Below are 26,886 nucleotides of genomic sequence, written 5' to 3' on the forward strand. Positions count from 1 at the left end.
CAACAAAATCGTTAATAAAAATGATAATTAAATCTATTATTGAGTGGTGCGAGTACTCTATTACGATCTTATTAATCAGAGAATTAGCATTCTCTCACGTATTCAACCCTCATTCTTTAGTAATTATTTTAATACCAATGAATAGAGTGGCATAGCTATTAACTGTTCTCAATAGGAAATATTTTATTCGGAGTTAATATAAACGAATAATCTAATTGAATTACCGTTATATAAATAAAATTAGACTGAAATTACGGTGATAAATATTTTTTTGCTCAATGTAATTATTATGTTTGATAATTAATTTTCGAAGAATTAATTCAAAAACTAAATAATATCAGCGTAGTCCCAAACCCCTCCCAAAAAAAACCCTCATCGAAACGAGGGCTTATTGGTCAACCAGAAAAAGATTTTAGAACGGGATATCGTCATCAAAATCCATTGGTGGCTCATTACCGCCTGCAGGCGCTTTAGGAGATTGTGGCGCTTGCCCGCCACCACTAAATTGTGCACCGGAGGATTGCGGCTGTTGTGGCTGACCCCAACCGTTATTATTGTTTGGTGCACCACCGCCTTGAGGGGCGTTGTTGCCTTGACGGCCACCAAGCATCTGCATGGTACCGCCAACGTTAACAACCACTTCTGTGGTGTAACGATCTTGGCCACCTTGGTCTTGCCATTTACGCGTGCGCAGTTGGCCTTCGATATAAACCTGAGAGCCTTTACGCAAATATTCGCCAGCAACTTCTGCTAACTTACCGAACAGTACGACACGGTGCCATTCAGTAATCTCTTTATTTTCACCGGTTTGCTTATCACGCCAGCTTTCAGAGGTTGCCAGTGTAATGTTTGTCACAGCTCCTCCATTTGGCATATACCGGACTTCTGGATCTTGACCCAAATTACCGACAAGAATCACTTTGTTTACGCCGCGACTGGCCATTGCACTCTCTCCTGATGAAAAATTACACAGATACTATCTAACGGATGATAGCACGTCACGGCTTAAGTTGGGTAGTTTAGAGCAACCGCACAAAGGCAATCCTTTTTGCATAAAGTACTGGATATTTATTCAGGTTATTTTTTGTGCCATACTATAGAGTCTGCTTGAAATCGATGCAGAGCGATGTCATCTCAGCGTATAGGCAATCAAATTGGGAAATGTGAATGGATAAGATCGAAGTACGGGGTGCACGAACCCATAATTTAAAAAACATCAACCTCACCATCCCCCGTGACAAGCTAGTGGTCGTCACTGGTCTTTCTGGATCAGGTAAATCCTCGCTGGCCTTTGATACCCTTTACGCCGAAGGGCAGCGACGTTATGTCGAATCATTATCGGCTTATGCGCGACAGTTTCTTTCGTTGATGGAAAAACCGGATGTCGATCATATTGAGGGGCTTTCACCGGCTATCTCAATCGAGCAGAAATCGACCTCGCATAACCCACGCTCGACGGTAGGGACTATTACCGAAATTCACGACTACTTGCGATTATTGTTTGCGCGAGTCGGTGAACCACGCTGCCCTACTCACCACCAACCACTGGCGGCGCAAACTGTCAGCCAGATGGTTGATCAGGTGTTAAAACAACCGGAAGGGCAGCGGTTAATGCTACTTGCTCCTATCGTGAAAGATCGTAAGGGTGAGCATGTTAAAACCCTCGAGAGCCTTGCGGCACAAGGGTATATTCGCGCACGTATTGATGGCGAGGTCTGTGATCTGTCCGATCCGCCAAAGCTTGAGCTACAGAAAAAACACAGCATCGAAGTCGTGGTGGATCGCTTCAAGGTCCGTGACGATATTGGCACTCGCCTAGCTGAATCTTTCGAAACCACTCTGGCCTTATCAGGGGGCACAGCGGTGGTCGCCGATATGGATGATGACAAAGCAGAAGAGTTGCTGTTCTCGGCCAATTTTGCCTGTCCACTATGCGGTTATAGTATGCGAGAGCTTGAGCCACGCCTGTTCTCGTTCAACAACCCCGCCGGAGCTTGCCAAACCTGTGATGGGCTTGGTGTACAACAATATTTTGACCCCGAGCGAGTCATCCAAAATCGCGAAATCTCCTTAGCAAACGGCGCTATCCGTGGCTGGGATCGTCGTAATTTCTATTATTATCAGATGCTGCGTTCGCTCAGCGAACATTACAAGTTTGATATTGAAGCGCCCTTTGAATCCTTAAGTGCTGACACGCAGAAGGTCATCCTTTATGGTTCGGGGAAAACCAATATTGAATTTAAATATGTCAATGACCGAGGCGATACCTCTGTTCGGCGCCACCCCTTCGAAGGGGTACTCCATAATATGGAACGTCGTTATAAAGAGACCGAGTCCAACGCGGTACGCGAAGAATTAGCGAAATTTATCAGTAACTGCGCCTGCAGTAGCTGCCATGGTACGCGTTTGCGGGAAGAGGCGCGTAACGTATTTGTGGCTGAAAATACGCTGCCAGAGATTTCGGAGATGAGTATTGGCCATGCCAGTGACTTTTTCGAACAACTCGCGCTAAGCGGCCAGAAAGCGCAAATCGCGGAAAAAATATTGAAAGAGATTCGCGAGCGGCTCGGCTTTCTAGTCAATGTCGGGCTGAATTATCTCTCCTTATCGCGTTCGGCCGAAACCCTGTCAGGGGGGGAAGCACAACGTATTCGTCTCGCCAGTCAAATCGGTGCAGGGCTTGTCGGGGTAATGTATGTGCTCGATGAACCTTCAATTGGACTGCATCAGCGCGATAATGAGCGCCTACTCAATACCTTGATTCATCTGCGTGATCTCGGTAATACCGTGATAGTGGTCGAGCATGATGAAGATGCGATTCGTGCCGCAGACCATGTGATCGACATTGGCCCAGGCGCCGGTGTGCACGGGGGTTCGGTGGTCGCTGAAGGGAATGTTGACCAAATTATGGCCAACGAAGATTCCCTAACTGGCCAATACCTTAGCGGCAAAAAAGCTATCGAAGTGCCGAAAGAACGCGTTAAAGCCGATCCAGAGAAAATGCTGCGGATTGCTGGCGCGCGCGGTAATAATTTAAAAAATGTTACGCTTTCGCTACCGGTAGGACTGTTTACGTGTGTGACGGGGGTATCCGGTTCCGGTAAATCAACCTTAATCAACGATACTCTGTTTCCTATCGCGCAACGCCAATTGAATGGCGCGACGATTGCTGAACCGGCTCCTTACCATGAGGTCAATGGTCTCGAACATTTCGATAAAGTCATTGATATCGACCAAAGCCCTATTGGACGTACTCCGCGTTCCAACCCAGCAACCTATACCGGCATCTTTACGCCAGTACGGGAGCTATTTGCCGGTGTACCTGAAGCCCGTTCGCGAGGCTATACACCCGGTCGCTTTAGTTTCAACGTGAAAGGTGGCCGCTGTGAAGCTTGTCAGGGTGATGGCGTGATTAAAGTTGAGATGCACTTTCTTCCCGATGTCTATGTTCCCTGCGATCAGTGTCAAGGCAAGCGCTACAACCGTGAGACCCTAGAGATCAAATATAAAGGGAAGAATATTCACGAAGTGCTGGAGATGACCATCGAGGAGGCAAAAGACTTTTTCGAGGCGGTTCCTGCGCTAGCGCGAAAGCTGCAAACCTTGATCAGCGTAGGCCTCTCCTATATCCGCTTAGGTCAATCGGCAACGACCCTCTCGGGAGGGGAGGCCCAGCGGGTCAAACTCTCTCGTGAACTGTCCAAACGCGGCACGGGTCAGACGCTATATATCCTCGATGAGCCGACAACGGGTCTACATTTTGCGGATATACAACAACTACTGGTGGTATTACATCAGTTACGCGACCAAGGTAATACCATTGTTGTTATCGAACATAATCTGGACGTGGTTAAAACGGCAGATTGGATTGTCGATCTGGGGCCAGAGGGCGGAAGTGGTGGTGGCGAGATTCTGATTGCTGGCTCTCCAGAGACTGTCGCGGAATGTGAGAAGTCGCACACTGCTCGCTTCCTTAAACCCCTACTAAATCAGTAAAACGATATGCCCAGAAATTCTGGGCAATTTCTATTTCACTATGAGGAGTTATCATGGCAGAGATTCATGCTTATGCAGCACAGGATGAAAAATCCCCCCTAGCCCCATTTGATTATTCATCTAGGGACGTGCGCGATAACGACGTCAAAATTGAGATTTTATACTGCGGCGTTTGTCACTCTGATCTACATATGGCACGTAACGAGTGGAAAGGTACGCAATACCCTATCGTCCCCGGTCATGAAATCGTTGGACGTATTGTTGAGGCGGGTCCGTCAGCAAATAAATTCAAAAAGGGTGATTTAGTCGGCGTGGGTTGTATGGTCGACTCCTGCCGTACCTGTTCAAGCTGTGAAGAAGGCGAGGAAAACTACTGCGAAAATGGTTTCGTGGCCACTTACAACAGCAAAGACCGTCACTCAGAAGCCATTACTTATGGCGGCTATGCAACCGATATTGTGGTCGACCAAGACTTTGTACTAAAAGTCCCTGAGAACCTCGATCCTGCCGGGGTTGCCCCACTACTTTGTGCCGGGGTCACCACCTACTCCCCTCTACGCCATTGGAAAGTTGGTCCAGGGCAGAAAGTCGGTATTGTCGGGTTAGGCGGACTGGGCCATATGGGCGTTAAACTCGCTCATGCGATGGGCGCCAAGGTGGTGTTATTCACCACTTCCGCCTCGAAAATTGAAGATGGAAAGCGCTTAGGGGCTGACGAAGTGGTTATCTCTAAAGATGCAGAGCAGATGGAAGCCCAAGTCAATAGCTTCGATCTAATCCTCAATACCGTTGCGGCTCAACACGACCTAACGCAATTTATTCGTTTACTGAAACGTGATGGACACTTAGCCTTAGTCGGGGTTCCAGAACACGACCATCCTGCACCGAGCGTCGCCGAGTTAGTCTTTAAGCGCCGGACCGTCGGTGGCTCACTTATCGGCAGTATCGCGGAAACCCAAGAGATGCTCGATTTCTGCGGCGAACACAATATCACCGCAGATATTGAGTTAATTAATATCGATCAAATCAATGATGCCTACGAGCGTATGCTAAAAAGCGACGTAAAATACCGTTTTGTCATTGATAACAACTCGTTAAGAAAGTAAGTGATCACTTACCGTTCCCGTCACAGGGAACGGTACTCTTATCTCGACTCGCCTTGAATCGTGGCGATAATGCTACGGCCACCGCCGTGGAATCGATGCTCTCCTAACCAGATCCCTTGCCATGTCCCGAGCATCACTTTGCCCTGCGATAGGGGTAAGACTAATGATACCCCGATAATCGACGATTTTATGTGAGCAGGCATGTCGTCTACCCCCTCGTAATCATGTTGATACGCCCCATTATCCGGTACAGTACGCAGAAAATGCTGCTCCATATCGGCCCGCACTGTCTGGTCACAGTTTTCATTTAGCGTTAACGATGCCGAGGTATGCTGAAGCAATAACTGTAATTGTCCTACCTTGATACTGGCGATCTCTGGAATAGCCGACAAGATCTCGTCAGTGATAAGATGGAATCCACGTTTTTTTTCTTTTAACTGGATCGTTTTTTGAACCCACATAGCGCTCTCCTTTATAGCTTTCCCTTCAGTGTAGCAATCTCTCGAACTCCTTGTGCTATCAGATGCTGAATTGATGAAATGACAAATCAGCTCAACGATTTTTCAGCTAATGAAAAAAATAACTCACCCCGTTAATGGCTTAGCATTTATATCTGTAAACACAATCAATTGAACGTATTGTAAGTATTGATAATGAAAATAATTATCACTAGGATTCGCCATCGTTTATCTATTGAGCGAGAGAACACAGCAGAAAGGGTTAACTGCCCATTATAATTAGGTAACACACATGACATCGCAATTTATCACATCAGGGAACAGGCCCTCAGCCCTCTTATTGCTGAATATAGCTGTTGGTTAGCACTTACTACGGGTATGGCCTTTGCGGCAGAGACCCCGACACAGACACTTACTGTGACCGGGCAAGATAGCAGCACATTAAACGGCGCGAGTGACAGTGAAACAAGAATTAAATAAGGACTATTCGGCTAAAGGTCCTGACAGCCTAGTACGACTCGACGTCTCTGCTCAATAACCCCCATAAAAAAGGGCGCCTTAGGCGCCCTGCTTATTACATCACTGCGGCCATAGCTGAAGCGACTTTTTCAATATTTTTCTGGTTCAACCCTGCCATACACATTCTTCCACTTCCGATAAGATAAACACCAAACTCTTCACGTAAGCGAACGACTTGTTCTGGGCTCAAACCGGTATAACTGAACATACCGCGTTGACGGGTTAAGAAACTGAAATCTTTGCCAGGAATTTTCTGCTGTAAGGCGCTAACTAAGGCTTCACGCATCGCTAAAATCCGCAGGCGCATTGCGTCGAGTTCTGCTTTCCAATCTGCGAATAATGGCGCATCGGTCAGGATCGTGGCGACAACTTTCGCCCCAAACGCGGGTGGGCTAGAGTAGTTACGACGTACCGCCGCTTTGAGTTGCCCTAACACGCGATCAGCTTCTTCGCTGCTATCACAGGCAACAGACAAGCCCCCCACACGCTCGCCATACAGCGAGAAAATTTTCGAGAATGAGTTACTGACAATAACCGGTAACCCCTGTTGCGCCGCTTGACGGATCGCGTAGCAATCCGCTTCAAGACCTGCGCCAAAGCCTTGATAGGCGATATCCATAAAAGGAATCAGCTTACGCGCTTTAAGTAAAGCAAGGGTTTCATCCCATTGTGCATCCGTTAGGTCTGCACCGGTAGGGTTATGACAGCATGGATGGAGTAAGACAATGCTCTGTTCTGGCAAGCTTTTTAGCTTGTCGATGAAACCGCTAAAATTTACGCCTTGCGTGGCAGCATCGTACCAAGGATAAGTATGTACCGGGAATCCTGCACCATTGAATATGGCAATATGGTTCTCCCAAGTAGGATCACTCACCCATACCTCAGATTCTGGGAAATAACGTTTTAGGAAATCGGCACCGACTTTCAATGCTCCAGAGCCGCCTAACGTTTGAATCGTCGCAATATTTGCGGTATCGGCCTGCGCCCCAAACAGCAGTTGGCCTACGGCTTTACGATAGTTCGCCAGCCCTTCCATCGGTAGATAAACCGATGCTTCATTAATGGATGATTGTAAACGCGTCTCAGCCTCGGCAACGGCGTTAAGCTGCGGGATAATACCTTCTTCGGTATAGTACAGACCAATACTTAGGTTAACTTTTTCGTCACGCGGGTCTTGTTTGAATTTTTCCATTAGCGACAAGATTGGATCGCCAGCGTAAGCATCAACATTCTGAAACACAGTAGAAATCTCCATCAGGGGGCTGAAATACGATAAGCGCCGTAGTTAGCGTTACCCTACCTTATTATCAATTGCATCAAGAAAGAAGATGTAATCTCGCAAAAGTAGACTTTAGGTCACTACCATCGCTATTCTTCGTCGTAATCCGGACCAGCATAATTATCAAAACGTGACCATTGCCCATTAAAGGTCAGTCGCACCGTACCGATAGGACCATTACGCTGTTTACCGATAATAATTTCCGCGATGCCTTTAAGATCACTGTTTTCGTGATACACCTCGTCACGATAGATAAACATGATCAAGTCGGCATCCTGCTCAATCGATCCTGACTCACGCAAATCTGAGTTGACTGGCCGTTTATCTGCGCGCTGCTCCAATGAGCGGTTAAGCTGTGATAAGGCGACCACTGGCACATTCAGCTCTTTCGCTAAGGCTTTCAAGGATCGTGAGATCTCAGCAATCTCTAAGGTCCGGTTTTCGGTCAGCGCAGGCACTCGCATCAACTGAAGGTAATCGATCATGATCATGCTTAAGCCATTATTCTCACGATAGATTCTTCTTGCACGTGAACGTACTTCCGTCGGGGTAAGACCAGAAGCATCATCAATAAAGATGTTCTTTTTCTCTAACAGAATCCCCATCGTTGCGGAGATGCGCGCCCAATCTTCGTCATCAAGTTGCCCGGTCCTAATCTTGGTCTGATCGACACGTGATAAGGAAGCCAGCATACGCATCATCAGCTGTTCGCTGGGCATCTCTAAACTGAAGATGAGTACCGGCTTGTCTTGTAGCATTGCCGCATTTTCACAGAGGTTCATGGCGAAAGTGGTTTTACCCATCGATGGACGAGCCGCGACGATAATCAGATCCGATCCCTGTAACCCGGCGGTTTTCTTATTCAGATCTTGATAACCCGTATCAACCCCGGTAACACCATCATGAGGCGTCGATACCAAGGCTTCGATACGATTGATCGTCGCTTCAAGAATTTGCTCGATATTTTGCGGACCTTCGTTCTTATTTGCCCGTTTTTCGGCGATCTTAAATACGCTCGACTCGGCGAGATCCAGAAGATCTTCGCTAGAACGCCCCTGAGGATCAAACCCTGCATCGGCGATCTCGTTGGCTACTGAGATCATCTCACGCACCACTGCACGTTCGCGGACAATGTCGGCATACGCACCGATATTCGCGGCACTAGGGGTATTTTTGGCCAGTTCGGCTAAGTAAGCAAATCCACCGGACAGTTCTAACTCGCCACGCAGCTCAAGGGATTCCGACAGTGTGATCAGATCAATTGGTTGCCCTTGCTCCAATAGCCGATGCATCTCAGAGAAGATAAGACGATGGGGACGGCTATAGAAATCTTCCGCGACAACGCGTTCTGAAACATTGTCCCAGCGCTCGTTATCGAGCATCAGCCCGCCTAAGACCGACTGTTCAGCCTCCACGGAGTGTGGCGGCATTTTTATCCCCTCAAGCTGTTTATCTTGAGGAGCCGGTTTGTTAGAGGGTTTATTTCCTGCCATAGTATTGATACCAGTCGTCAGTAAGGGGCGAGCCCATTATACGGTTTTCACGCTGATTGTCGCCCCAAGTCTTGTAGAAGACTCCCCTATCCTTATGGAGAATCTATGGCAAATCGTATTGAATTCCACCAGCATGGTGGGCCAGAAGTGATGCGCTGGGCGACCCATGATATCGGCCAACCGGCAGAGAACGACATTATCATTCGCCACCACGCCATCGGCCTCAATTATATTGATACCTACGTGCGCAGTGGCCTTTACCCGGTGAGTCAGTTTCCTTCGGGATTAGGTACTGAGGCAGCCGGTGAGGTGGTTGCCGTGGGGAGTCGAGTAACACGGTTTCAGGTCGGAGACCGTGTCGTCTACTGTCAGTCTGGCTTGGGGGCCTATAGTGAATATCATCATGTCGATCAGTCAAAAGCGGTGATCCTACCAGAGTCGATAAGTTACCAAAGTGCCGCCGCCTCGTTTTTAAAAGGGTTAACGGTCTATTATCTATTCCATATGACGCATAAGGTGCAAGCCGGTGAAACGCTTCTCTTCCATGCCGCAGCTGGAGGCGTAGGCCTGATCGCCTGCCAGTGGGCGAAAGCCTTAGGTGCTCAGCTGATTGGCGTCGTGAGTTCAGAAAGTAAAGCCCAACGGGCACGTGAGGCAGGCGCCTGGGCGACCATCGATACCTCGCACGAAGATATTGTAAAGCGTGTCAGTGAATTAACTGCAGGGCAGAAAGTGCCCGTAGTCTACGACTCGGTAGGAAAAGCAACATGGCAGGCATCGTTGGACTGCTTGCACCCCCGCGGGCTATTGGTCAGTTTCGGTAATGCATCTGGCCCCGTCACCGGTGTCGATTTGGCAATACTTAATCAGAAAGGATCGTTATTTGTCACCCGGCCTTCTCTTAATGGCTATCTCACCACTCCTGAGCAACTTGATCAGGCTAGCACCGCCCTGTTTACCCTAATTAGCGAAGGGAAAATTGAGGTAAGTGTAGCGACCAGCCAACAATTTGCATTGCGTGATGCAGAACGCGCGCATCGTGCATTAGAGAGTCGCACGACCACAGGGGCATGCTTGTTGATCCCATAAAAAAAGCCTCCCAAATGGGAGGCGATTTTTAGGTAAAAATGTAGGGACAGAGGGCACATGAATACTTAAGCGCTTACCCGTATCATTACAGAATTAAGTTAAGAAAAACTTAACTTAACTCACACTTTCTCGGTATTGCTGTGCGACTTTAGCCAAAGCCTGTTCAAGTACGGTAACATCAGCACCCGCTTTATGCGCGTTCTCGCTAAGATGACGTCGCCATTGACGCGATCCAGGAATTCCTTGAAACAGTCCCAACATATGGCGAGTGATATGCCCTAAGTAAGTCCCCTGCGCTAACTCTTTTTCAATATAGGGGTACATGGCCTCCACCGCAGCCACGCAATCAACACTCGGCGTCGTCGCGCCAAACAGTTGACGGTCAATCTCCACTAACATACCAGGGTTTTGATAGGCTTCGCGACCAATCATCACGCCATCGAGATGGGTAAGATGTTCTTTTGCCTCGTCGATCGTTTTAATGCCACCATTTATCGCCAGCGTGAGTTGCGGAAAATCCTGCTTTAGCTGGTAGACCCGTGGATAATCTAACGGCGGTATTTCCCGATTTTGCTTCGGGCTCAATCCCGATAACCAAGCCTTACGAGCATGGATGATAAATGTATCGCATTGACCTCGCTCTGCCACGGTATTAATAAACTCACAGAGAAAGGCGTAGCTGTCCTGCTCATCAATACCGATACGCGTCTTGACCGTCACGGGAATGGAAACGGCATCTTTCATCGCTTTGATAGCGTCAGCCACCAATGCGGCATCGGCCATTAAACAAGCACCAAAGCGACCATTTTGTACTCGGTCAGAGGGGCAACCCACATTGAGGTTAATTTCATCATAACCTCGGGCCTCAGCAAGACGCGCTGCGTGGGCAAGGTCATGTGGGTCACTTCCGCCAAGCTGCAGGCAAACAGGATGCTCCTCTTCACTGTATGCTAGATAATCGCCTTTACCATGAATAATCGCACCAGTAGTCACCATTTCGGTGTACAACAATGTGTGTTGTGTCAGCTGTCTTAAAAAATAGCGACAGTGGCGGTCCGTCCAATCGAGCATTGGGGCAACGGAAAAACGATTACTGGGAAAGGACACTTGGCTGTGAGGTGACGTTAACTCTTGCGGGCGGTTTTTATCTAACATTTTTTAGTCTTTTAAAATCATCGTATTACGGGTTATTTTCCCCAGCAATGCCGATGCTTGATGAGGCGCGTTACAGGTCTATAGAAACCGCATCACTATATCACAAAATTCATTGCGACGAGGACTTCATCCTAAGCACGTCGCGCAGGGCATCTCTGCCGTGAGTCACGATAATAACCCCCCCCCCCGCACTACAGGAGGGCTAACCCGCAGGCCTAAAATATTTTTTTGAGGATAGTTAATACTTCGATTACGCGTTCATCTTTAATGGAATAGTGGGCTTCTTTACCCATTTTTTTTCTTTCAAGAATCCCGATATCGATCATTTACACTAAGTATTGAGATGTCGACGAGACGCTCATTCCACATAGGATAGCGATTTCGCTATTAGTCACCCCCGGCGTTTTCATTAACGCGCAGAGGATGAATAAACGGCTGGGATTGCTAATTGATTTTAAAAAAATTGCGCTTCATTAGCGTGCTGAAATTCATCACTTAGGTCATGCATAATAGGTGACCCTCCTCTCGATTTACGCTTATCGCTATACGCCGCCACAACTTACCCTACAATAAGTTGATATATATTAACTTGTTAGCTCGGGGCTTGAGTAGAAGGCATGTTCTGCGCTTCAGCGAAGATATGTGTTAGAATCTAAGCAATGAATTTAACGATTGAGGCGTTTTTTATGCAGCCATGTTCTGCCAAAAAGATAATCGCTGAGGCTGAGAAACTGTGTATTCAGCGTGGTGTTCGGCTCACTGCACAGCGCGCAGAAGTATTGCGTTTGATGATTGAACATCCGCACGCGATCAGCGCTTACGATCTTCTGGATAAATTACGCATAAGTGAACCTCAAGCGAAGCCGCCCACCGTTTACAGAGCCTTAGACTTTTTGCTGGAACAGGCCTTTATTCACCGCGTTGAGTCTAACAATAGTTATGTGGTCTGCCCGCATTTCGACCACCCTTCTCACACCTCAATGTTACTCGTTTGCGATCAGTGCGCTTCGGTAACGGAGAAACCTGCGGAAGGCGTTGAGAAATGGATTACCGAGCAATCGACTGAGGCTGGCTTTACGCTTCGTCATAGCATTATTGAAGCCCACGGATTATGCCAGCAGTGTAGCGCCATCCTACACTGTGAAGACCCAGAACATTGTCATCATGACCACCAGAATGTGGTTGAGCCTAAGCGTAAAGCTGGACGCGCCTAACCTAGCGACTCAGATCAAACCAGCTATTTTGTCGCTGGTGTTGACGCCATGCATAACCTAGCGTAATTCCACGCAAGGCTAAAAACACCATTAATGCCAGCCAGAGGCCATGATTACCGATCAAGGGTACGGATAATAAGGTTAGTGCAAAGCCTATTGCTGCGATCAGCATACTATTCCGCATTTCTCGACCACGCGTAGCGCCAACAAATAGGCCATCAAGCAGGTAACACCCCACCCCCACTAGCGGACAAATCGCCTGCCAAACGAGGTAATGGTTAGCCCCTTGCTGTAAAGCGGGAATCGAGGTGAGAAGCTGTACGATATATTGGCCGCAGCACGCATAAACACCGCTAAATAGCAGAGCCACGGCAATGGCTTGCTTACAGGCTGAATGCCATATTGCCTTTAAGGAATCAGCATTTCGCTCACCGAAAGCTTCGCCAGCAACAGATTCGACAGCATAAGCAAAACCATCCAACGCATAGGACGTGAAGGTTAAAAACATCAACAGGATGGCATTAACGGCGACAATAGTGGTCCCTAATCGCGCGCCAATAATAGTGAAGCTGATCAGACAGAGCTGGAGTAATAGTGAACGTAACAAAATATCGCGATTAAGGCGGAAGAGCCGAGCCAATCCCTGACGTAAATGAGACAGCTTGGGGATAAAGGATAAATTACGCTGTTGTGAAGCCCGCCAGACTAAATAAAGGCCTAACCCTAAGCTAGCATACTCTGCGATAACAGTCGCCCAAGCAGCGCCACTCACTGCATAGTGCCAATGCAACACGAAGAGTAACTCCAACACAATATTGACTGTGTTTCCCCCAATCAGCAGAATTAACGGCGCTTTTGCATATTGTACGCCTAACAACCACCCCAAGATGACCATATTGGCTAGGGTGGCTGGGGCACTGAGCCAGCGGATTGAAAGAAAGAGTGAGGCTTGCTGATGGGCTGCGTGCTGCGTGCCCATTACACTCAGTATGAGCTCAGTGATCGGTTGATGGAATAGCGCAAAGAGAGTGCCTACGCCTAAGGCCAAAATCATCGGCTGGAAAAAAGCCTGCACTATTTTCTGCTGACTCTTCTCTCCCCAAGCTTGGGCCGTCATTCCTGTCGTACCCATTCTCAAAAAAAGAAATAACATGAAGACGAAACTGGTCGCGCTACTGCCAATCGCCACCCCGGCTAAGTAGATTTCACTACTTAAATGCCCGATGACCATCGTATCGACCAGTCCCAGCAGTGGGACTGAGATATTAGACAGGATCATCGGCACCGCGAGTTGCCACAGTTTTTTATCTGTTGCCGTGAATCCTGTTAACATCAACTATTACCTATAACCACTCACCATTACGAATAATCCCGACTGCTAGCCCTTCGACCATTAAACTCTGTTCACGAGTGTCGACAACAATCGGGCTGAACTCGCTGTTTTCAGGAAGCAGGTGGACCGTGCTACCTTCTTTTTTCCAACGTTTCACTGTCACTTCATCGTCGATACGTGCAACAACAACTTGTCCATTACGGACTTCTTGTGTTTTATGAACAGCAAGCAGATCACCGTCCATGATGCCGATATCTTTCATCGACATTCCGCTTACACGCAATAAGAAATCAGCATTGGGTTTGAACAATGCCGGATCGACATGGTAGTGGCTTTCAATATGTTCTTGCGCCAGAATAGGCTCACCCGCCGCAACGCGACCAATTAATGGTAGGCCTTCGACTTCTGGCTCTTCCAGCAATAAACGTAAGCCTCGCGAAGCTCCTGAGACAATTTCAATCACACCTTTCCGGGCAAGGGCCTTCAAGTGTTCTTCAGCGGCGTTAGGCGAACGAAAACCGAGTTGCGAAGCGATCTCGGCTCGGGTCGGAGGCATACCAGTCTGGTTAATATGATCACGAATCAGGTCATAAACCTGCTGTTGCCTTGCTGTTAACGCTTTCATCCGACCCCCTGGTTGTTTATACAGTCTCTGTGAGTATATACAGGTATTTTATAAATAGAAACCGGCATCACCGATAAATTGCTGGGGTTTAGTGGAAATAATAGTGCCAACTCTCAACCAGTAAGGCTATCCAGACCGCTAATGACAAGAGAAGTGCGAGTAATACCGCCGCCGATCCCATGTCCTTAGCGCGACCGCAGAGTGTATGCCACTCATCCCCGAAACGGTCCACTACTGCTTCAATCGCACTGTTTAATAGTTCAACAATAATCACTAATACCATTGAGCCGATAAGGACCAGTTTTGCAAGAATAGATACCGGCAGTAGCAGTGCAATCACTGTCCCAAAGGTTCCTAAAATGACTTCTTGCCGAAAGGCCGCCTCGTGCTGCCAAGCGGCTTTATACCCTTTCCATGAATAACCTGCTGCGTTAATAATACGACGCAGTCCGGTAACTTGGTTAGTCATTAACTCTTTTCTCCATGAAGAGCTGTGATACAGCCCGATATTACATTTTTACTGGACAGATCTTCGCAAACGTTTCTGTTATGATGACCGCGCTTTGCTCATTTAAGAGGCTTTGAATTCAACTATGTCAGGTTGGCGTGATTTACTTTATAAATTATTAAACTTACCCCTTTCATTCATCGTGAAAAGTCGGGTAATTCCTGGAGATCCAGTCACAGAATTGGGTCTCGACTCAACGCGTCCTATTATGTACGTTTTCCCCTACGATTCCAAAACGGATTTGCTCGCCTTGCGAACGCAATGCTTGAAGCATGATCTTCCCGATCCGTTAGTCCCTATCGAGATAGACGGCGTACTACTCCCACGCTATGTTTTTATGCATGACGGCCCACGTGTCTTCCCTTCATTTACCCCTAATCAAGAGTCGGTAAAAATTTTTCACGACTATCTTGATCTGCATAAAAATAATCCTGCATTAGATATTCAGTTAGTGCCTGTCTCAGTGATGTTTGGCCGTGCGCCCGCCCGCGAGATTAATGGCGAGCCAGGCCCATCTTTACGCGAACTGAACGGGGTACAAAAGTTGTTTGCAGTACTGTGGTTGGGCCGCGATAGCTTTGTGCGCTTCTCAGCTAAAGTCTCCATGCGCCAAATGGCTGACGAACACGGCACCGATAAATCAATCGCGCAAAAATTAGCACGAGTCGCCCATATCCATTTTTCGCGCCAACGGCTTGCCGCGGTAGGGCCGAGTTTACCTGCTCGCCAACAACTGTTTACCAAACTGCTTCAATCGCCTGCGATTGCGAAAGCCGTCGAGGACGAAGCTCGTACTAAAAAAATCTCTCATGACGAAGCGCAAAAGAACGCAGTCGAGATGATGGAAGAGATTGCGGCTGACTTTACCTACGAAGCCATTCGTATTACTGACCGAGTGATGAGCTGGTTATGGAGCCGTTTATATAAAGGGATTACCGTAAACGGTGGCGAGCGTATTCGCCAACTTGCGCAAGATGGGCATGAACTCGTCTATGTCCCTTGCCACCGTAGTCATATGGACTATTTACTGCTCTCCTACGTGCTGTACCACCAAGGCCTTGTTCCGCCCCATATTGCAGCCGGTATCAACCTTAACTTCTGGCCAGCCGGTCCTATTTTCCGTCATTTGGGCGCATTCTTCATTCGCCGGACCTTTAAGGGTAACAAACTCTATTCTACAGTCTTCCGCGAATACCTCGGTGAATTATTCAGTCGCGGGTATTCGGTTGAATATTTTGTTGAAGGCGGGCGTTCTCGAACGGGTCGTTTGTTAGATCCTAAGACCGGTACGCTAACCATGACCCTGCAAGCGATGTTACGCGGAACCAATCGCCCTATCACCTTAGTGCCGATCTATATTGGCTATGAGCATGTGATGGAGGTCGCGACTTACGCCAAAGAATTACGCGGTGCAGCGAAGGAAAAAGAAGGATTCTTACAGATGATCCGCGGGTTAAGAAAACTGCGTAATCTCGGCGAAGGTTTTGTTAACTTCGGTGAACCTTTACCCCTTAATGCCTATCTTAATCAGCATGTTCCAAACTGGCGTGATGATATTGATCCGATTGAAGTGCAGCGCCCGACGTGGTTGACCCCAGCGGTGAACGATATCGCGGAACAAGTTATGACCCGAATCAATAACGCTGGCGCGGCAAATGCGATGAACCTCTGCGTAACCGCATTATTGGCTTCTCGTCAGCGTTCTTTAACTCGTGAGCAGTTACTTGATCAGCTTAGCTGCTATAGCGATCTCTTACGCAATGTACCTTATTCGTCAGAATCGACGCTGCCCGATATGACCCCACAGCAGCTGCTTGATCACGCTCTTGAGATGAATAAGTTCTCTATTGAGCAAGATACCTTAGGTGAAATCATTGTATTGCCTCGCGAACAAGCAGTGCTGATGACCTATTATCGTAATAATATTCATCACCTTCTGGTCTTACCTTCGTTGTTGGCAAGCATCGTTCTGCAACATAAGTCGTTGGCCTATGAAGAGTTACTGCAGCAAGTTAGAATGATTTATCCAATGCTTAAACGCGAGCTATTCTTACATTGGAGTGATGAACAACTTGAGCCAGAGATTAAGCGCTTACTGGAAGAATTGTGTCGCCAATCGTTGATTACCGAATCTGAAGGTGTGATTGCCGCGACCTCAACACAGAGATATCGTACTTTACAGCTTCTCGCCGCAGGGGTACGTGAAACGCTACAGCGTTACGCCATCACCTTCACAATCCTCAGTGCGAAACCGACCATTAACCGTGGTACTCTCGAAAAAGAGAGTCGTACACTGGCCCAGCGCTTATCGGTTTTACACGGAATTAATGCGCCTGAGTTCTTCGATAAGGCAGTCTTTACTGGCTTGGTCTTAACGTTACGTGATGAAGGCTATATCAGCGACCGAGATGATGCGGATATCGATAAATCCATTGTGATGCGTAACCTACTCCTCAACTTGATGAATCGAGATGTTAGGCAGACGATTGAAAATTCAGATAATCTTCTTCCTGAAAATAGTTAACAAGCGATCAAAAAAGGCGACCTACTGGTCGCCTTTTCTTTATTACTCTTTCTACATCAAATTAATAAACGGCAGAATATTTAAAATTATTCCAGCAAAGATTACTAATCCAACGTAGTTATTGTTTAAGAAGGCTTGGAAGCAGCCCCCTCGCTCGCGAAAGTAGATAAGCTTTTGCTGCCACCCAAACAGTATCGCGGCGACCACTAAACCACCGTAATAAAAGCTATTCAGGTGCAAAGACCGGCCGACTAAAACCAGCAGTACTAAAGTACTGAGCTGTAATAATCCGATGATTGTCCGATCATGCTTACCAAAGAGAATGGCTGTCGATTTCACCCCAATCTTGAGATCATCATTCCGATCGACCATTGCATATTGCGTATCATACGCTACGGTCCAACAGATATTAGCGAAGAACAGTAACCAACACACACCGGGTAGTGTTTCCGTTACAGCTGCCCATGACATCGGAATCGCCCACCCAAATGCCGCACCTAACACCACTTGTGGCAAATGAGTATAGCGCTTCATAAAAGGATAGATTGCCGCCAGCGCCACACCACCGACTGAAAGCAAGATCGTCATACGATTCATGGTCAGCACAAGTAAAAATGAACACAGCACTAAGGCGATAAATAAAACTTTTGCTTCCTTAGCCGTTACCCGCCCGCTCGCCAGCGGGCGATTCTTAGTTCTTTCTACATGCCCATCAATATTCCGATCGGCATAGTCATTCACCACGCAACCCGCCGCCCGCATGAAAATAACCCCTAAGGTAAAGACAATCAGTACTTGAAGTGGCGGAAAAGACATTCCCGATAGCCACAAAGCCCAAAATGTTGGCCAGAGTAGGAGAAGTGTACCGATAGGCTTATCCAGCCGCATTAATTGCAGGTAAGCTTTTATTTTTGAAGAGGTTGCAGAATGCACGGTAAAGATCCTTTTGCCAATAGCGGGTAAAGTGGTGAAGCAGGTAAAAATATTTCGGTCAATAATAACGGTTTATTTGCGAGGCGTAACAAGGAACGTCTTGCCCACAATCCACTCATCGTGCCTGGCGATAAAAAATCTCGACATAATGACGAGGATTGAAATAAATAATGTCCTAAGGGTCGAGTACCTAATGCCATCAACGAAGCCTCAGGACCTTGTAAGCTGCTTTCAGGTATCACCGTTCTCCCCGCAAGCCAAGGTTCTCCGTCCGCTAGAAGTTGTACTTCTCGCAACCAAAATTGCGTGTTTTCCGGATGACCTACAACTAACGCATGCTCTTGAGGCGTCAGCGCATGCTCAGAAAAGAATCCTTCTTTAACGATAGTAACCTCTAGTTTCTGACAATACGCTTCTAATCGTGCCGTCATTGATGTTTCATCCACCAGCCATGAATAAATATCTGGAGCACAGTCAGATTCATTGAGGGCGCGAAATTGATCGGTCAGCAATCGCTGTACTGAGAGGTCTTGCATGAAACGCTTCCGTATTCTTCTTGGAAATGTCACTCATCATAACAGAGTATGAACCCATCTTCTGCAGATAACCAGAACCTGTCCCCTACTCTCTTTTAAGGCGTCGGCTATTTGCTAACCAAAGCGTCACCACCAACACTAAAATCGCAGCAGAATAGAACAGCGTATCCAATGGGTCTTTGTGGTCGACGATAATGAGGCGAATAATCGCGGTGATACCGATATAGATGAAGTAACGTAGGGGAAAATGATAGCCCGATAAGAAATATTTAATGATTAGGGCAATAAATTCGAAATAGAGGAAATAGATCACGATCCCTTCAATCAATAGGTAAGACGATTGCTCCTCACCCCGATGAAATAATACAGCCACCAAGTTAATCGTCTCTTTACCTAAAAAGACCGCTAAGATTGCGGCTAAAGCGATCAGGCCAATATTCAATACCCACTGTAAGAAGTTAGCAATCGCCCGCGGAACTTTTGGTGTAACAACGTGATCATTCATTATTTTTACTCATTTTTTATAATAGGAGAGCCAAAATAATAATGCTTTAATGTGACAGATATCTCAATAAATGATGTTTTTTCTTAGAAATAAAAAAAAAAGCGGCACCATCACCGCTTTTTCTCCACTGCTATCTCAGTTTAACGCCAAGATTTATATTGGTTGATTAGCCCATTGGTGGAGCTATCATGTGACGAGATCTTCTCTTCAGCTTTCAATTCAGGCAGGATACGGTTCGCAAGCTGTTTCCCTAGCTCAACCCCCCACTGATCAAAGGTGAAGATATTGAGAATCGCGCCTTGAGTGAAGATTTTGTGCTCATACATCGCAATCAGCGCACCGAGGCTATAAGGCGTGATCTCTTTCAATAAGATAGAGTTGGTCGGGCGGTTCCCCTCGAAGACTTTGAATGGGACGATGTGTGCGACGTCTTGCGCAGATTTTCCTGCATCCGCGAACTCTTTCTCTACCGCTTCTTTCGATTTACCAAACGCTAAGGCTTCCGTTTGTGCGAAGAAGTTAGACAGCAACTTGTCGTGATGATCGCTTAATGGGTTATGCGTGACTGCCGGCGCAATAAAGTCGCAGGGGATCATCTTGGTCCCTTGGTGGATCAATTGATAGAAAGCATGTTGGCCATTGGTGCCTGGCTCTCCCCAAATGATCGGGCCTGTCTGGTAGTCCACTGGGTTACCGTCACGGTCAACATATTTACCGTTCGATTCCATATTGCCTTGTTGGAAATAGGCGGCAAAACGGTGCAGATACTGGTCGTAAGGTAGGATAGCTTCGGTTTCTGCGCCAAAGAAATTGTTATACCACAGACCAATAAGTGCCAGCGTTACAGGTAAATTCTTCTCAGCGGGTGTTTGGGCGAAATAGTTATCCATCGCATGAGCGCCGGATAATAGCTGCTCGAAATTATCAAACCCAATCGACAGCGCGATAGACAGCCCAATCGCAGACCAGAGCGAATAGCGCCCCCCTACCCAGTCCCAGAATTCAAACATATTGTCAGTATCGATTCCGAACTCACTGACCGCTGAGCTATTCGTGGATAGCGCGGCAAAGTGTTTGGCAACGTGCTGCGCATCACCGGCTTTCGCCAAGAACCAATCACGCGCACTGTGAGCGTTAGTCATGGTCTCTTGCGTGGTAAAGGTCTTAGAGGCGACCAAGAAAAGGGTGGTTTCTGGATTTAGCGGTTTTAAGGTCTCCGCAATATGTGTGCCATCAACGTTGGAGACGAAATGCATCGAGAGATGGTTTTTATACGGTTTCAACGCTTCGGTGACCATATAAGGGCCTAAGTCAGATCCGCCGATACCGATATTGACCACGTCAGTAATCGCTTTACCGGTGTACCCCTTCCATTCACCACTAATGATACGTGCTGAAAAATGTTTCATTTTTTCCAGTACCGCGTTCACTTCTGGCATGACGTCTTTACCGTCTACCATGATTGGCGAATTACTACGGTTACGTAGCGCAATATGTAGCACAGCGCGGTCTTCGGTACGGTTAATTTTTTCACCGGCAAACATCGACTTAATTGCACCTGATAAATCACACTCTTCAGCCAGATTTAAAAGCTTATCTAAGGTCTCTTGAGTGATACGGTTTTTGGAGTAGTCGACGAGAATTTTATCTTCAAAGGTGGTCGAGAAATGCGTGAAACGTTGCGGGTCTTCAGCAAAAAGTGAGGTAATATCTGTTTGGTTAATCGTTTGAAAATGCTGTTCTAAGGCTTTCCATGCTGCTGTTTGTGTAGGGTTAATATTTTTCATAACAACACTCTTAGTTAGTTAATAATCTGTCGACTTAAACACACTTTACGCACTGTTAACCAGTTTCGCGTCAATGTTTGGGTTGAAATTTAACACTCCGGTGCAACCGCTCCCATCTTGAACGAAAATGGGGGAGATAACCATAGTCTTGCGACTCGGATGCCTCTTGATTATCCCTTACTCTAGAACGTCCAACCTTAAGGGGTTTGCTAGGAGGTGCTATTTAGTGGTGAATATAATACCGAGTCACCGAGTCATACTAAAACTTTACTAATTAATTTCTGTGATAGACGATTTAGCGTTGACAGCACCGGTATTAAACGATATTTGTACTTGGCGGCGTTCAATCGTTGCACCAGAAGAGGCGCGTCACCCAGGCAGTATGTCAGAGAATCCGTATTCATTGACGGCATATCAGGGGGAGTGACGCCGAGACGATAAACATACGGGCTGTTTATTTGTCGGCTACAGGGGCTGAATCCCTTGAGTTGTCACCAATACATCAGTTGATGTTAATGACGTTAGGTGGGGGGCTTCTGAGTAGAGAACAGTTAGACTGTATCTTCACCCCTCACTTAAAAATGATCTGTTTATTTATTTTTTAGAATCGAGGGTGTTAAGCATGTCCCAATCCACATTTATTGTGGCAAAATTCGGTGGTACCAGTGTTGCTGATTTCGAAGCAATGTCCCGCAGTGCCGATATTGTACTCAGTCGTCCAGACGTTAAGCTTGTTGTTCTTTCGGCATCTGCCGGCATCACCAATATTTTGGTTGAACTTGCCTCAGGTCAAGAGACCGCCCGTCGGGCTTTTTTACTCGACGAAGTCCGTCGTATTCAGTATGCAATTGTCAATAATCTCCGTAGCGCCGATGTTGTCCGCGATGAAATTGACCGCATCCTCGAAAGTATCACCACGTTATCCGAAGCAGCCTCACTTGCGACATCTTTAGCGCTTACCGATGAACTCGTTAGCCATGGTGAGCTGATGTCGACACTGTTGTTCACCGAACTCATCCGTGAGCGTGACGTTGCCGTCAAATGGTTTGATGTCCGTAAAGTTATGCGCACCAGTGATCGTTTTGGCAGTGCAGAACCTGAGCTTAAGAGCGTTGGTGAGCTGGCAACACAATATTTGGCCCCGCTCTTAAATGATAATCTTGTGATCACCCAAGGCTTTATCGGTAGTGAGGAAAAAGGACGCACCACTACGCTAGGTCGCGGAGGCAGTGACTATACTGCCGCGTTACTCGGCGAAGCCCTACATGCTAGTCGTATTGATATCTGGACGGACGTGACGGGGATTTTCTCTACCGATCCACGGGTTGTCCCCACAGCTAAGCGTATTGCCGAGATCTCTTTTGAGGAAGCCGCTGAGATGGCAACCTTTGGCGCGAAAGTTCTCCACCCCGCGACGCTACTTCCTGCTGTACGCAACAATATTCCAGTCTTCGTAGGTTCAAGCAAAGCGCCAAACGATGGCGGTACGTTTGTCTACCCCGAAACGAATGAAAAGCCTTTGTTTAGAGCCTTAACCCTGCGCCGACGCCAAACGCTATTGACGCTTCATAGCCTAAAGATGCTGCACGCACGAGGTTTCTTAGCGGAAGTTTTTGCTGTTCTGGCTCGCCACCATATTTCGGTTGATTTGATTACCACATCAGAAGTCAGTATCGCTTTGACCTTGGATACGACCGATACCAGTGGCCAAGCACGGGGGTTATTAACCCAAGCCCTACTTACTGAATTATCGGCCTTATGCCGCGTCGAGGTTGAAGAAGATCTCTCTTTAGTGGCATTGATTGGAAATCAACTCTCGCAATCTCCAGGGGTAGGAAAGGAAGTATTCGGGGTGTTATCCGCCTTTAACCTGCGTTTAATTTGTTATGGTGCGAGTGAACATAACCTCTGTTTCTTGCTGCCAAGTAAGGATGCGGAAGCGGCGGTACAAACCCTGCACCGACATCTCTTCGAATAAGGGAGAGTGTAATGTTAGCCAAGGTAACACGGTTGTTTCCGTTATGGGCAGTAGCATTATCAGCGGCCGCCTATTGGCGACCGACTGGCTTCACAGCAATAGGGCCTTGGGTCAGTGAGCTTTTGATGCTGATAATGTTCGGGATGGGAGTAACCTTAAGTTTAGACGACTTCCGTCGAGTACTGAATCGCCCTGCTCCGGTATTGGCAGGGACATTTCTACACTACCTAGTTATGCCAGCGGCCGCGTATGGCTTGGCTAAAATCATGCATATGCCCGCCGATCTTGCGGCGGGAATGATATTGGTCGGCAGTGTCGCGAGTGGTACGGCGTCGAATGTGATGATTTATCTGGCTAAGGGAGATGTCGCTTTATCCGTGACGATCTCTTCTGTTTCAGCCCTCGTTGGGGTGGTAGCAACTCCGTTATTGACAAGGTTGTATGTCGATACTCATATTCAAGTCGATATTGCCGGTATGTTGTGGAGCATCGTCAAGATCGTACTGATCCCCATCAGCTTAGGATTGATTGTGCATCATAGCTGTAAAAAGCTGGTCGAGCGGATTGAGTCCTTTTTACCCACACTTTCGATGGTCGCTATTTTACTCATCATTGCAGCCGTGGTGGCGGGAAGCCAACAGTATATTTCAAGCGTGGGGTTAACCGTTATTGTCGCGGTAGTACTGCATAACGCCATAGGTTTAATGGCGGGCTATTGGGGAGGCAAGCTCTTTGGCTTTGATGAGTCGGTATGCCGTACTTTGGCTCTGGAGGTGGGGATGCAAAACTCAGGACTCGCGGCAACCTTAGGTAAACTCTATTTCTCGCCTTTGGCCGCATTACCAGGTGCACTTTTCTCGGTCTGGCATAATATTTCCGGGTCGTTGTTGTCCGGTTATTGGTCTGGTAAGAAAACGTCTTAGACCTTTCTTTGGCTCGACAACGTTTTGCTGTCGAGCCTGTCTTTTATTCCTCTTCTGCCTCACGCTGGTTAAGTACCCCATAGGCCACTGAGCAAAATAGGGAGTTTAATCTTTTCATCTCTCCCAGTAATCCTAAATGTAGTGAACTGGTTTCGAGGCTCTGCTTATTTTGTAGCGATAATCGCTCAACATGAGTTAAAGAGTAACGCTGGGTCAGCTGACGAAAACGGTGCTTGGAACGTCGTAACCGCCGTGCAGCATCCAGATCACGAGCAATAAAGACGGATAGACTAAGCTGTAGATTTTCCAGAAGATTATCGTATAACGTTGCGAGTTCTTCGAGGCCTTCCGTAGAGAAGGGGCGTTGCTTAGCCAGTGATTTCGCTGCAATATCTACCGTCATCGTCTCTAGAATATCCCCTGCTTGTTCCAAATTAACAGCCGTATTAAAAATCTCAGCCCAGCGTTCAGATTCTTGTTCTTGAAGCTCTGCTCTAGGGATTTGCGCCAGATAGAGTTTGATTCCGGTATATAAGGCATCCACTTGGTCGTCATAACGGGTTATCACCTTCTCTTCGCCTTGATGTCCCTGAAAAGCCCGCTTGAGGCAGATCATCATCTTTTCGATGATATCCCCCATACGCAAAGTTTCTCTGGCAGCATTGACCAGCGCTAAGGAGGGAGTATCAAGTGCCGCACGATCTAGATATCTTGTGGTGAATTTTTCTGTTTCGTTGGTAGCCGCCGGGATCCAGCGCTCACACAGACGCGCCATCTTCTCGGTCAGGGGGAGTAACAGTAGGCAGCGTACTACGTTGTAAAATACGTGGAATAAGATCACCAAATCAGCGTTCGATACCGTCAATTTATCGAGATGATGGGCAAAAATACCAATAAACGGTAATACCACTACAGCACCAATGAGCTTGAAGAGTAAGCTTCCTAACGCGACTTGCTTACTTTGGACACTCGCCTTACCACTATTCAATAACGCAAGAATCCCACTACCTATATTCGCGCCAATCACTAAGCACAGGGCAACTTTTAACGCAATTACATCTGTCGCGGTCAGCGTGGCGGTAATCAAGACTGCCGCTAGGCTTGAGTAACTGACCATCGCAAAGAATGCCCCAACCAGGGCATCCAATAATATATCACCGGTCAACGATGAGAATAAGACCTGAACGCCTGCAGCATGGGTAATGGGGCGAGAAGCTTCGACTATTAATTGTAGCGCTAAGAGGATTAGGCCAAGACCGATGAGTGTATGGCCTATCTGACCGATCCGGGTCTGCTTACGGCTAATAAAAAGCATCACGCCGATAAAAATAAATAACGGTGATAACCAAGAGAGATCGTAGGTCAGTACCCTTGCCATCAACGCAGTACCGACATCAGCTCCCAAGATTACCGTGAGCGCCGGGGTGAGCGTCATAAGATTCTGAGCAACAAAGGAAGTCACTAATAACGTGGTCGCATTACTGCTCTGTACCAGTGCCGTTACTCCTATTCCTGCCAAGAAGGCGAAAGGCTTTTTCTCCACGCTTCGGCTTAACACACGTCGTAAATCTGCGCCAAAAACACGCATTATTCCGGAGCGTACTATCTGAGTCCCCCATACCAATAGGGCTATTGCGGCCAGTAGATTAAGTAATATAAGCATTTCATCCCGCTTTATCGTTACTATTATGCGTAAAAGCGTAGACGAAAGTTATGATCAAACAACCTCAGGGATGCCGCAACTCGCCCTGTTAATCTAGAGTGGGATTCATCTCTCGTAAGTCGAACGGCGTGATTTGGTAGACATAATAATTGAGCCAGTTAGCAAAAAGTAGGTGGCCATGACTGCGCCATGTCGCTTTCGGCTTATTCGCAGGATTATTATCGGGGAAATAATTATCGGGTAAGATAGGTGATAATCCCGCTTCTGTATCGCGAATAAATTCTGCCGCCAATGTATGCGCATCGTATTCTGGATGCCCCGTCACTAATACTAATCTTTTATCTCGAGAGGCCATAAGATAAGCCCCTGCTTGCTGAGAGCTCGCTAAGATATCTAAATCAGTATACGTTTTAATCGTCTCGATGGGGAAAGCAGCATAGCGAGAGTGGGGAGCCAGAAAGGTTTCATCAAAACCGCGAGTCAGTAAGGCATGAGGCTCTAAGTTCAGGTGCTCATACACTCCAGAGATCTTCTCTTCCAATGTTTGTTTAGGCACATCATAAAGAATATTTAACGCCGCTTGTACCGCCCAACATACACAAAGTGTTGATGTCACATGTTTTTTCGCCCAACTTAATACCTCACTGATCTGTGGCCAATAGGCGACATCGTCAAAATCGACTAAACCTAATGGAGCCCCGGTCACGATGAGGCCATCATAGTTCTCATCCTTAATATCGTCGAAATTACGATAAAAGGTATTAAGGTGTTCTGTGGGCGTGTTACGTGATTCTCTATTATCGATACGGAGGAGTTGGATATCGAGTTGCAATGGAGAGTTCGATAATAACCGTAAAAACTGATTTTCAGTCTCAATTTTTTTCGGCATGAGGTTGAGGATCAGTACCTTCAATGGGCGAATATTTTGGAGATGCGCACGTGTATCGGTCATCACGAACACGTTTTCATTACGCAAAAAATTCACTGCAGGAAGCTCATCAGGTACTTTAATCGGCATAACCTTTAATCCTCAAACTCTATTTAGACGTCCAGATAGCCAATATAGCGTGGCAGCGAAAGGCTGTCGAGCAATGCGAGGGGTAGGTGAAATAATTTCAGCTTAGCTTAGAACAAAAAGAGAAAAGCAAAAAGGCCACCTTTATAGGTGGCCTTTTTTAAAAGGATCCTGGCAGTTCCCTACTCTCGCATGGGGAGACCCCACACTACCATCGGCGCTACGGCGTTTCACTTCTGAGTTCGGC

At 47.2% G+C, this 26,886-nt stretch carries 22 protein-coding genes, 1 rRNA gene and 1 riboswitch; of the genes, 7 read left to right on the forward strand and 16 right to left on the reverse strand.

Annotated elements, in window-relative coordinates:
* Positions 1-412 precede the first annotated feature (412 nt).
* Positions 413-943, reverse strand: a complete 531-nt coding sequence (locus tag MKR94_RS06550; protein WP_099825125.1) for a single-stranded DNA-binding protein — start codon at positions 941-943, stop codon at positions 413-415.
* Between the two features lie 224 nt (positions 944-1,167).
* Here MKR94_RS06550 and uvrA point away from each other — a divergent pair, with 224 nt between their 5' ends.
* Positions 1,168-3,996 carry an excinuclease ABC subunit UvrA gene (uvrA, locus tag MKR94_RS06555; RefSeq protein ID WP_241586875.1) on the forward strand — a complete coding sequence of 943 codons (2,829 nt, stop codon included), beginning with the start codon at positions 1,168-1,170 and terminating at the stop codon, positions 3,994-3,996.
* 53 nt (positions 3,997-4,049) lie between these two features.
* Positions 4,050-5,102, forward strand: a complete 1,053-nt coding sequence (locus MKR94_RS06560; protein WP_241646204.1) for an NAD(P)-dependent alcohol dehydrogenase — start codon at positions 4,050-4,052, stop codon at positions 5,100-5,102.
* A 38-nt stretch (positions 5,103-5,140) separates the two neighbouring features.
* Here the strand turns inward: MKR94_RS06560 and MKR94_RS06565 are convergent, their stop codons facing one another.
* The 3 genes from MKR94_RS06565 to dnaB all read right to left on the reverse strand — a co-directional run bounded on the left by MKR94_RS06565 (position 5,141) and on the right by dnaB (position 8,851).
* Positions 5,141-5,563 (reverse strand): secondary thiamine-phosphate synthase enzyme YjbQ, encoded by a 423-nt coding sequence (locus MKR94_RS06565; protein ID WP_241646205.1) that lies wholly within the window; start codon positions 5,561-5,563, stop codon positions 5,141-5,143.
* 571 nt (positions 5,564-6,134) lie between these two features.
* Complete coding sequence (locus MKR94_RS06570) at positions 6,135-7,319, reverse strand: amino acid aminotransferase (RefSeq protein ID WP_241646206.1); 1,185 nt, start codon at positions 7,317-7,319, stop codon at positions 6,135-6,137.
* Positions 7,320-7,447: 128 nt separating this feature from the next.
* Positions 7,448-8,851 carry a replicative DNA helicase gene (gene dnaB, locus MKR94_RS06575; protein ID WP_048911313.1) on the reverse strand — a complete coding sequence of 468 codons (1,404 nt, stop codon included), beginning with the start codon at positions 8,849-8,851 and terminating at the stop codon, positions 7,448-7,450.
* A gap of 105 nt (positions 8,852-8,956) precedes the next feature.
* Here dnaB and MKR94_RS06580 point away from each other — a divergent pair, with 105 nt between their 5' ends.
* Positions 8,957-9,940: an NADPH:quinone reductase gene (locus tag MKR94_RS06580; protein WP_241646207.1), complete on the forward strand. Its 984-nt coding sequence runs from the start codon at positions 8,957-8,959 to the stop codon at positions 9,938-9,940.
* Positions 9,941-10,054: 114 nt separating this feature from the next.
* Here the strand turns inward: MKR94_RS06580 and dusA are convergent, their stop codons facing one another.
* Entirely contained in the window at positions 10,055-11,095 is a 1,041-nt protein-coding gene (gene dusA / locus MKR94_RS06585; RefSeq protein WP_241646208.1) for a tRNA dihydrouridine(20/20a) synthase DusA, read from the reverse strand.
* A gap of 326 nt (positions 11,096-11,421) precedes the next feature.
* A complete protein-coding gene (locus MKR94_RS17155; protein ID WP_422047510.1) occupies positions 11,422-11,559 on the reverse strand; it encodes an ArsR/SmtB family transcription factor in 138 nt (45 codons plus the stop codon).
* Between the two features lie 222 nt (positions 11,560-11,781).
* On the opposite strand from MKR94_RS17155, the gene zur reads away from it, so the two are divergent.
* On the forward strand, positions 11,782-12,309 hold the full coding sequence (zur, locus tag MKR94_RS06590; RefSeq protein ID WP_241646209.1) for a zinc uptake transcriptional repressor Zur: 528 nt from the start codon (positions 11,782-11,784) through the stop codon (positions 12,307-12,309).
* A gap of 1 nt (position 12,310) precedes the next feature.
* Here the strand turns inward: zur and dinF are convergent, their stop codons facing one another.
* From dinF to MKR94_RS06605, 3 genes are all read right to left on the reverse strand, one after another.
* Positions 12,311-13,642, reverse strand: coding sequence for an MATE family efflux transporter DinF (gene dinF, locus MKR94_RS06595; RefSeq protein WP_241646210.1), 1,332 nt, complete (start codon positions 13,640-13,642; stop codon positions 12,311-12,313).
* A gap of 10 nt (positions 13,643-13,652) precedes the next feature.
* Positions 13,653-14,267, reverse strand: a complete 615-nt coding sequence (gene lexA, locus MKR94_RS06600) for a transcriptional repressor LexA (protein WP_048911306.1) — start codon at positions 14,265-14,267, stop codon at positions 13,653-13,655.
* An 88-nt stretch (positions 14,268-14,355) separates the two neighbouring features.
* Complete coding sequence (locus MKR94_RS06605; protein WP_241646211.1) at positions 14,356-14,736, reverse strand: diacylglycerol kinase; 381 nt, start codon at positions 14,734-14,736, stop codon at positions 14,356-14,358.
* A 124-nt stretch (positions 14,737-14,860) separates the two neighbouring features.
* Here MKR94_RS06605 and plsB point away from each other — a divergent pair, with 124 nt between their 5' ends.
* Positions 14,861-17,299, forward strand: coding sequence for a glycerol-3-phosphate 1-O-acyltransferase PlsB (gene plsB / locus MKR94_RS06610; RefSeq protein ID WP_241646212.1), 2,439 nt, complete (start codon positions 14,861-14,863; stop codon positions 17,297-17,299).
* A gap of 51 nt (positions 17,300-17,350) precedes the next feature.
* On the opposite strand, the gene ubiA is transcribed toward plsB, so the two are convergent.
* From ubiA to pgi, 4 genes are all read right to left on the reverse strand, one after another.
* Positions 17,351-18,232, reverse strand: a complete 882-nt coding sequence (gene ubiA / locus MKR94_RS06615) for a 4-hydroxybenzoate octaprenyltransferase (RefSeq protein ID WP_338328011.1) — start codon at positions 18,230-18,232, stop codon at positions 17,351-17,353.
* Positions 18,205-18,768, reverse strand: a complete 564-nt coding sequence (gene ubiC / locus MKR94_RS06620) for a chorismate lyase (protein WP_241646213.1) — start codon at positions 18,766-18,768, stop codon at positions 18,205-18,207. The genes ubiA and ubiC overlap by 28 nt, the downstream gene beginning before the upstream one ends.
* Positions 18,769-18,853: 85 nt before the next feature.
* A complete protein-coding gene (gene psiE / locus MKR94_RS06625; protein ID WP_241646214.1) occupies positions 18,854-19,273 on the reverse strand; it encodes a phosphate-starvation-inducible protein PsiE in 420 nt (139 codons plus the stop codon).
* 140 nt (positions 19,274-19,413) lie between these two features.
* The gene (gene pgi, locus MKR94_RS06630) at positions 19,414-21,060 is read right to left on the reverse strand and encodes a glucose-6-phosphate isomerase (RefSeq protein ID WP_241646215.1); all 1,647 of its coding nucleotides are present in this window, start codon (positions 21,058-21,060) and stop codon (positions 19,414-19,416) included.
* 351 nt (positions 21,061-21,411) lie between these two features.
* Positions 21,412-21,604: riboswitch (Lysine riboswitch) on the forward strand.
* A gap of 78 nt (positions 21,605-21,682) precedes the next feature.
* Here pgi and lysC point away from each other — a divergent pair.
* Positions 21,683-23,038, forward strand: coding sequence for a lysine-sensitive aspartokinase 3 (lysC, locus tag MKR94_RS06635; RefSeq protein ID WP_241646216.1), 1,356 nt, complete (start codon positions 21,683-21,685; stop codon positions 23,036-23,038).
* Between the two features lie 11 nt (positions 23,039-23,049).
* Complete coding sequence (gene panS / locus MKR94_RS06640; RefSeq protein WP_241646217.1) at positions 23,050-23,961, forward strand: ketopantoate/pantoate/pantothenate transporter PanS; 912 nt, start codon at positions 23,050-23,052, stop codon at positions 23,959-23,961.
* Positions 23,962-24,004: 43 nt separating this feature from the next.
* On the opposite strand, the gene MKR94_RS06645 is transcribed toward panS, so the two are convergent.
* The 3 genes from MKR94_RS06645 to rrf form a co-directional block, all read right to left on the reverse strand.
* Positions 24,005-25,624, reverse strand: coding sequence for a Na/Pi cotransporter family protein (locus tag MKR94_RS06645; protein ID WP_241646218.1), 1,620 nt, complete (start codon positions 25,622-25,624; stop codon positions 24,005-24,007).
* 88 nt (positions 25,625-25,712) lie between these two features.
* Positions 25,713-26,642, reverse strand: a complete 930-nt coding sequence (metA, locus tag MKR94_RS06650) for a homoserine O-acetyltransferase MetA (RefSeq protein ID WP_241646219.1) — start codon at positions 26,640-26,642, stop codon at positions 25,713-25,715.
* 166 nt (positions 26,643-26,808) lie between these two features.
* Positions 26,809-26,886: ribosomal RNA gene (rrf, locus tag MKR94_RS17160) — 5S ribosomal RNA — on the reverse strand; the annotation flags it as partial.

Origin of the sequence: Rosenbergiella metrosideri (assembly GCF_022602565.1) — a bacterium.
Classification (GTDB): domain Bacteria; phylum Pseudomonadota; class Gammaproteobacteria; order Enterobacterales; family Enterobacteriaceae; genus Rosenbergiella; species Rosenbergiella metrosideri.

Coding starts and splice junctions, on each gene's coding strand:
- MKR94_RS06645 (WP_241646218.1), bottom strand. CDS start 25,624: ATGCTTATATTACTTAATCTACTGGCCGCAATAGCCCTATTGGTATGG.
- MKR94_RS06605 (WP_241646211.1), bottom strand. CDS start 14,736: ATGACTAACCAAGTTACCGGACTGCGTCGTATTATTAACGCAGCAGGT.
- MKR94_RS06580 (WP_241646207.1), top strand. CDS start 8,957: ATGGCAAATCGTATTGAATTCCACCAGCATGGTGGGCCAGAAGTGATG.
- MKR94_RS06565 (WP_241646205.1), bottom strand. CDS start 5,563: ATGTGGGTTCAAAAAACGATCCAGTTAAAAGAAAAAAAACGTGGATTC.
- psiE (WP_241646214.1), bottom strand. CDS start 19,273: ATGAATGATCACGTTGTTACACCAAAAGTTCCGCGGGCGATTGCTAAC.
- metA (WP_241646219.1), bottom strand. CDS start 26,642: ATGCCGATTAAAGTACCTGATGAGCTTCCTGCAGTGAATTTTTTGCGT.
- dnaB (WP_048911313.1), bottom strand. CDS start 8,851: ATGGCAGGAAATAAACCCTCTAACAAACCGGCTCCTCAAGATAAACAG.
- dusA (WP_241646208.1), bottom strand. CDS start 11,095: ATGTTAGATAAAAACCGCCCGCAAGAGTTAACGTCACCTCACAGCCAA.
- panS (WP_241646217.1), top strand. CDS start 23,050: ATGTTAGCCAAGGTAACACGGTTGTTTCCGTTATGGGCAGTAGCATTA.
- dinF (WP_241646210.1), bottom strand. CDS start 13,642: ATGTTAACAGGATTCACGGCAACAGATAAAAAACTGTGGCAACTCGCG.
- pgi (WP_241646215.1), bottom strand. CDS start 21,060: ATGAAAAATATTAACCCTACACAAACAGCAGCATGGAAAGCCTTAGAA.
- MKR94_RS06550 (WP_099825125.1), bottom strand. CDS start 943: ATGGCCAGTCGCGGCGTAAACAAAGTGATTCTTGTCGGTAATTTGGGT.
- ubiC (WP_241646213.1), bottom strand. CDS start 18,768: ATGCAAGACCTCTCAGTACAGCGATTGCTGACCGATCAATTTCGCGCC.
- uvrA (WP_241586875.1), top strand. CDS start 1,168: ATGGATAAGATCGAAGTACGGGGTGCACGAACCCATAATTTAAAAAAC.
- lysC (WP_241646216.1), top strand. CDS start 21,683: ATGTCCCAATCCACATTTATTGTGGCAAAATTCGGTGGTACCAGTGTT.
- zur (WP_241646209.1), top strand. CDS start 11,782: ATGCAGCCATGTTCTGCCAAAAAGATAATCGCTGAGGCTGAGAAACTG.
- lexA (WP_048911306.1), bottom strand. CDS start 14,267: ATGAAAGCGTTAACAGCAAGGCAACAGCAGGTTTATGACCTGATTCGT.
- plsB (WP_241646212.1), top strand. CDS start 14,861: ATGTCAGGTTGGCGTGATTTACTTTATAAATTATTAAACTTACCCCTT.
- MKR94_RS06560 (WP_241646204.1), top strand. CDS start 4,050: ATGGCAGAGATTCATGCTTATGCAGCACAGGATGAAAAATCCCCCCTA.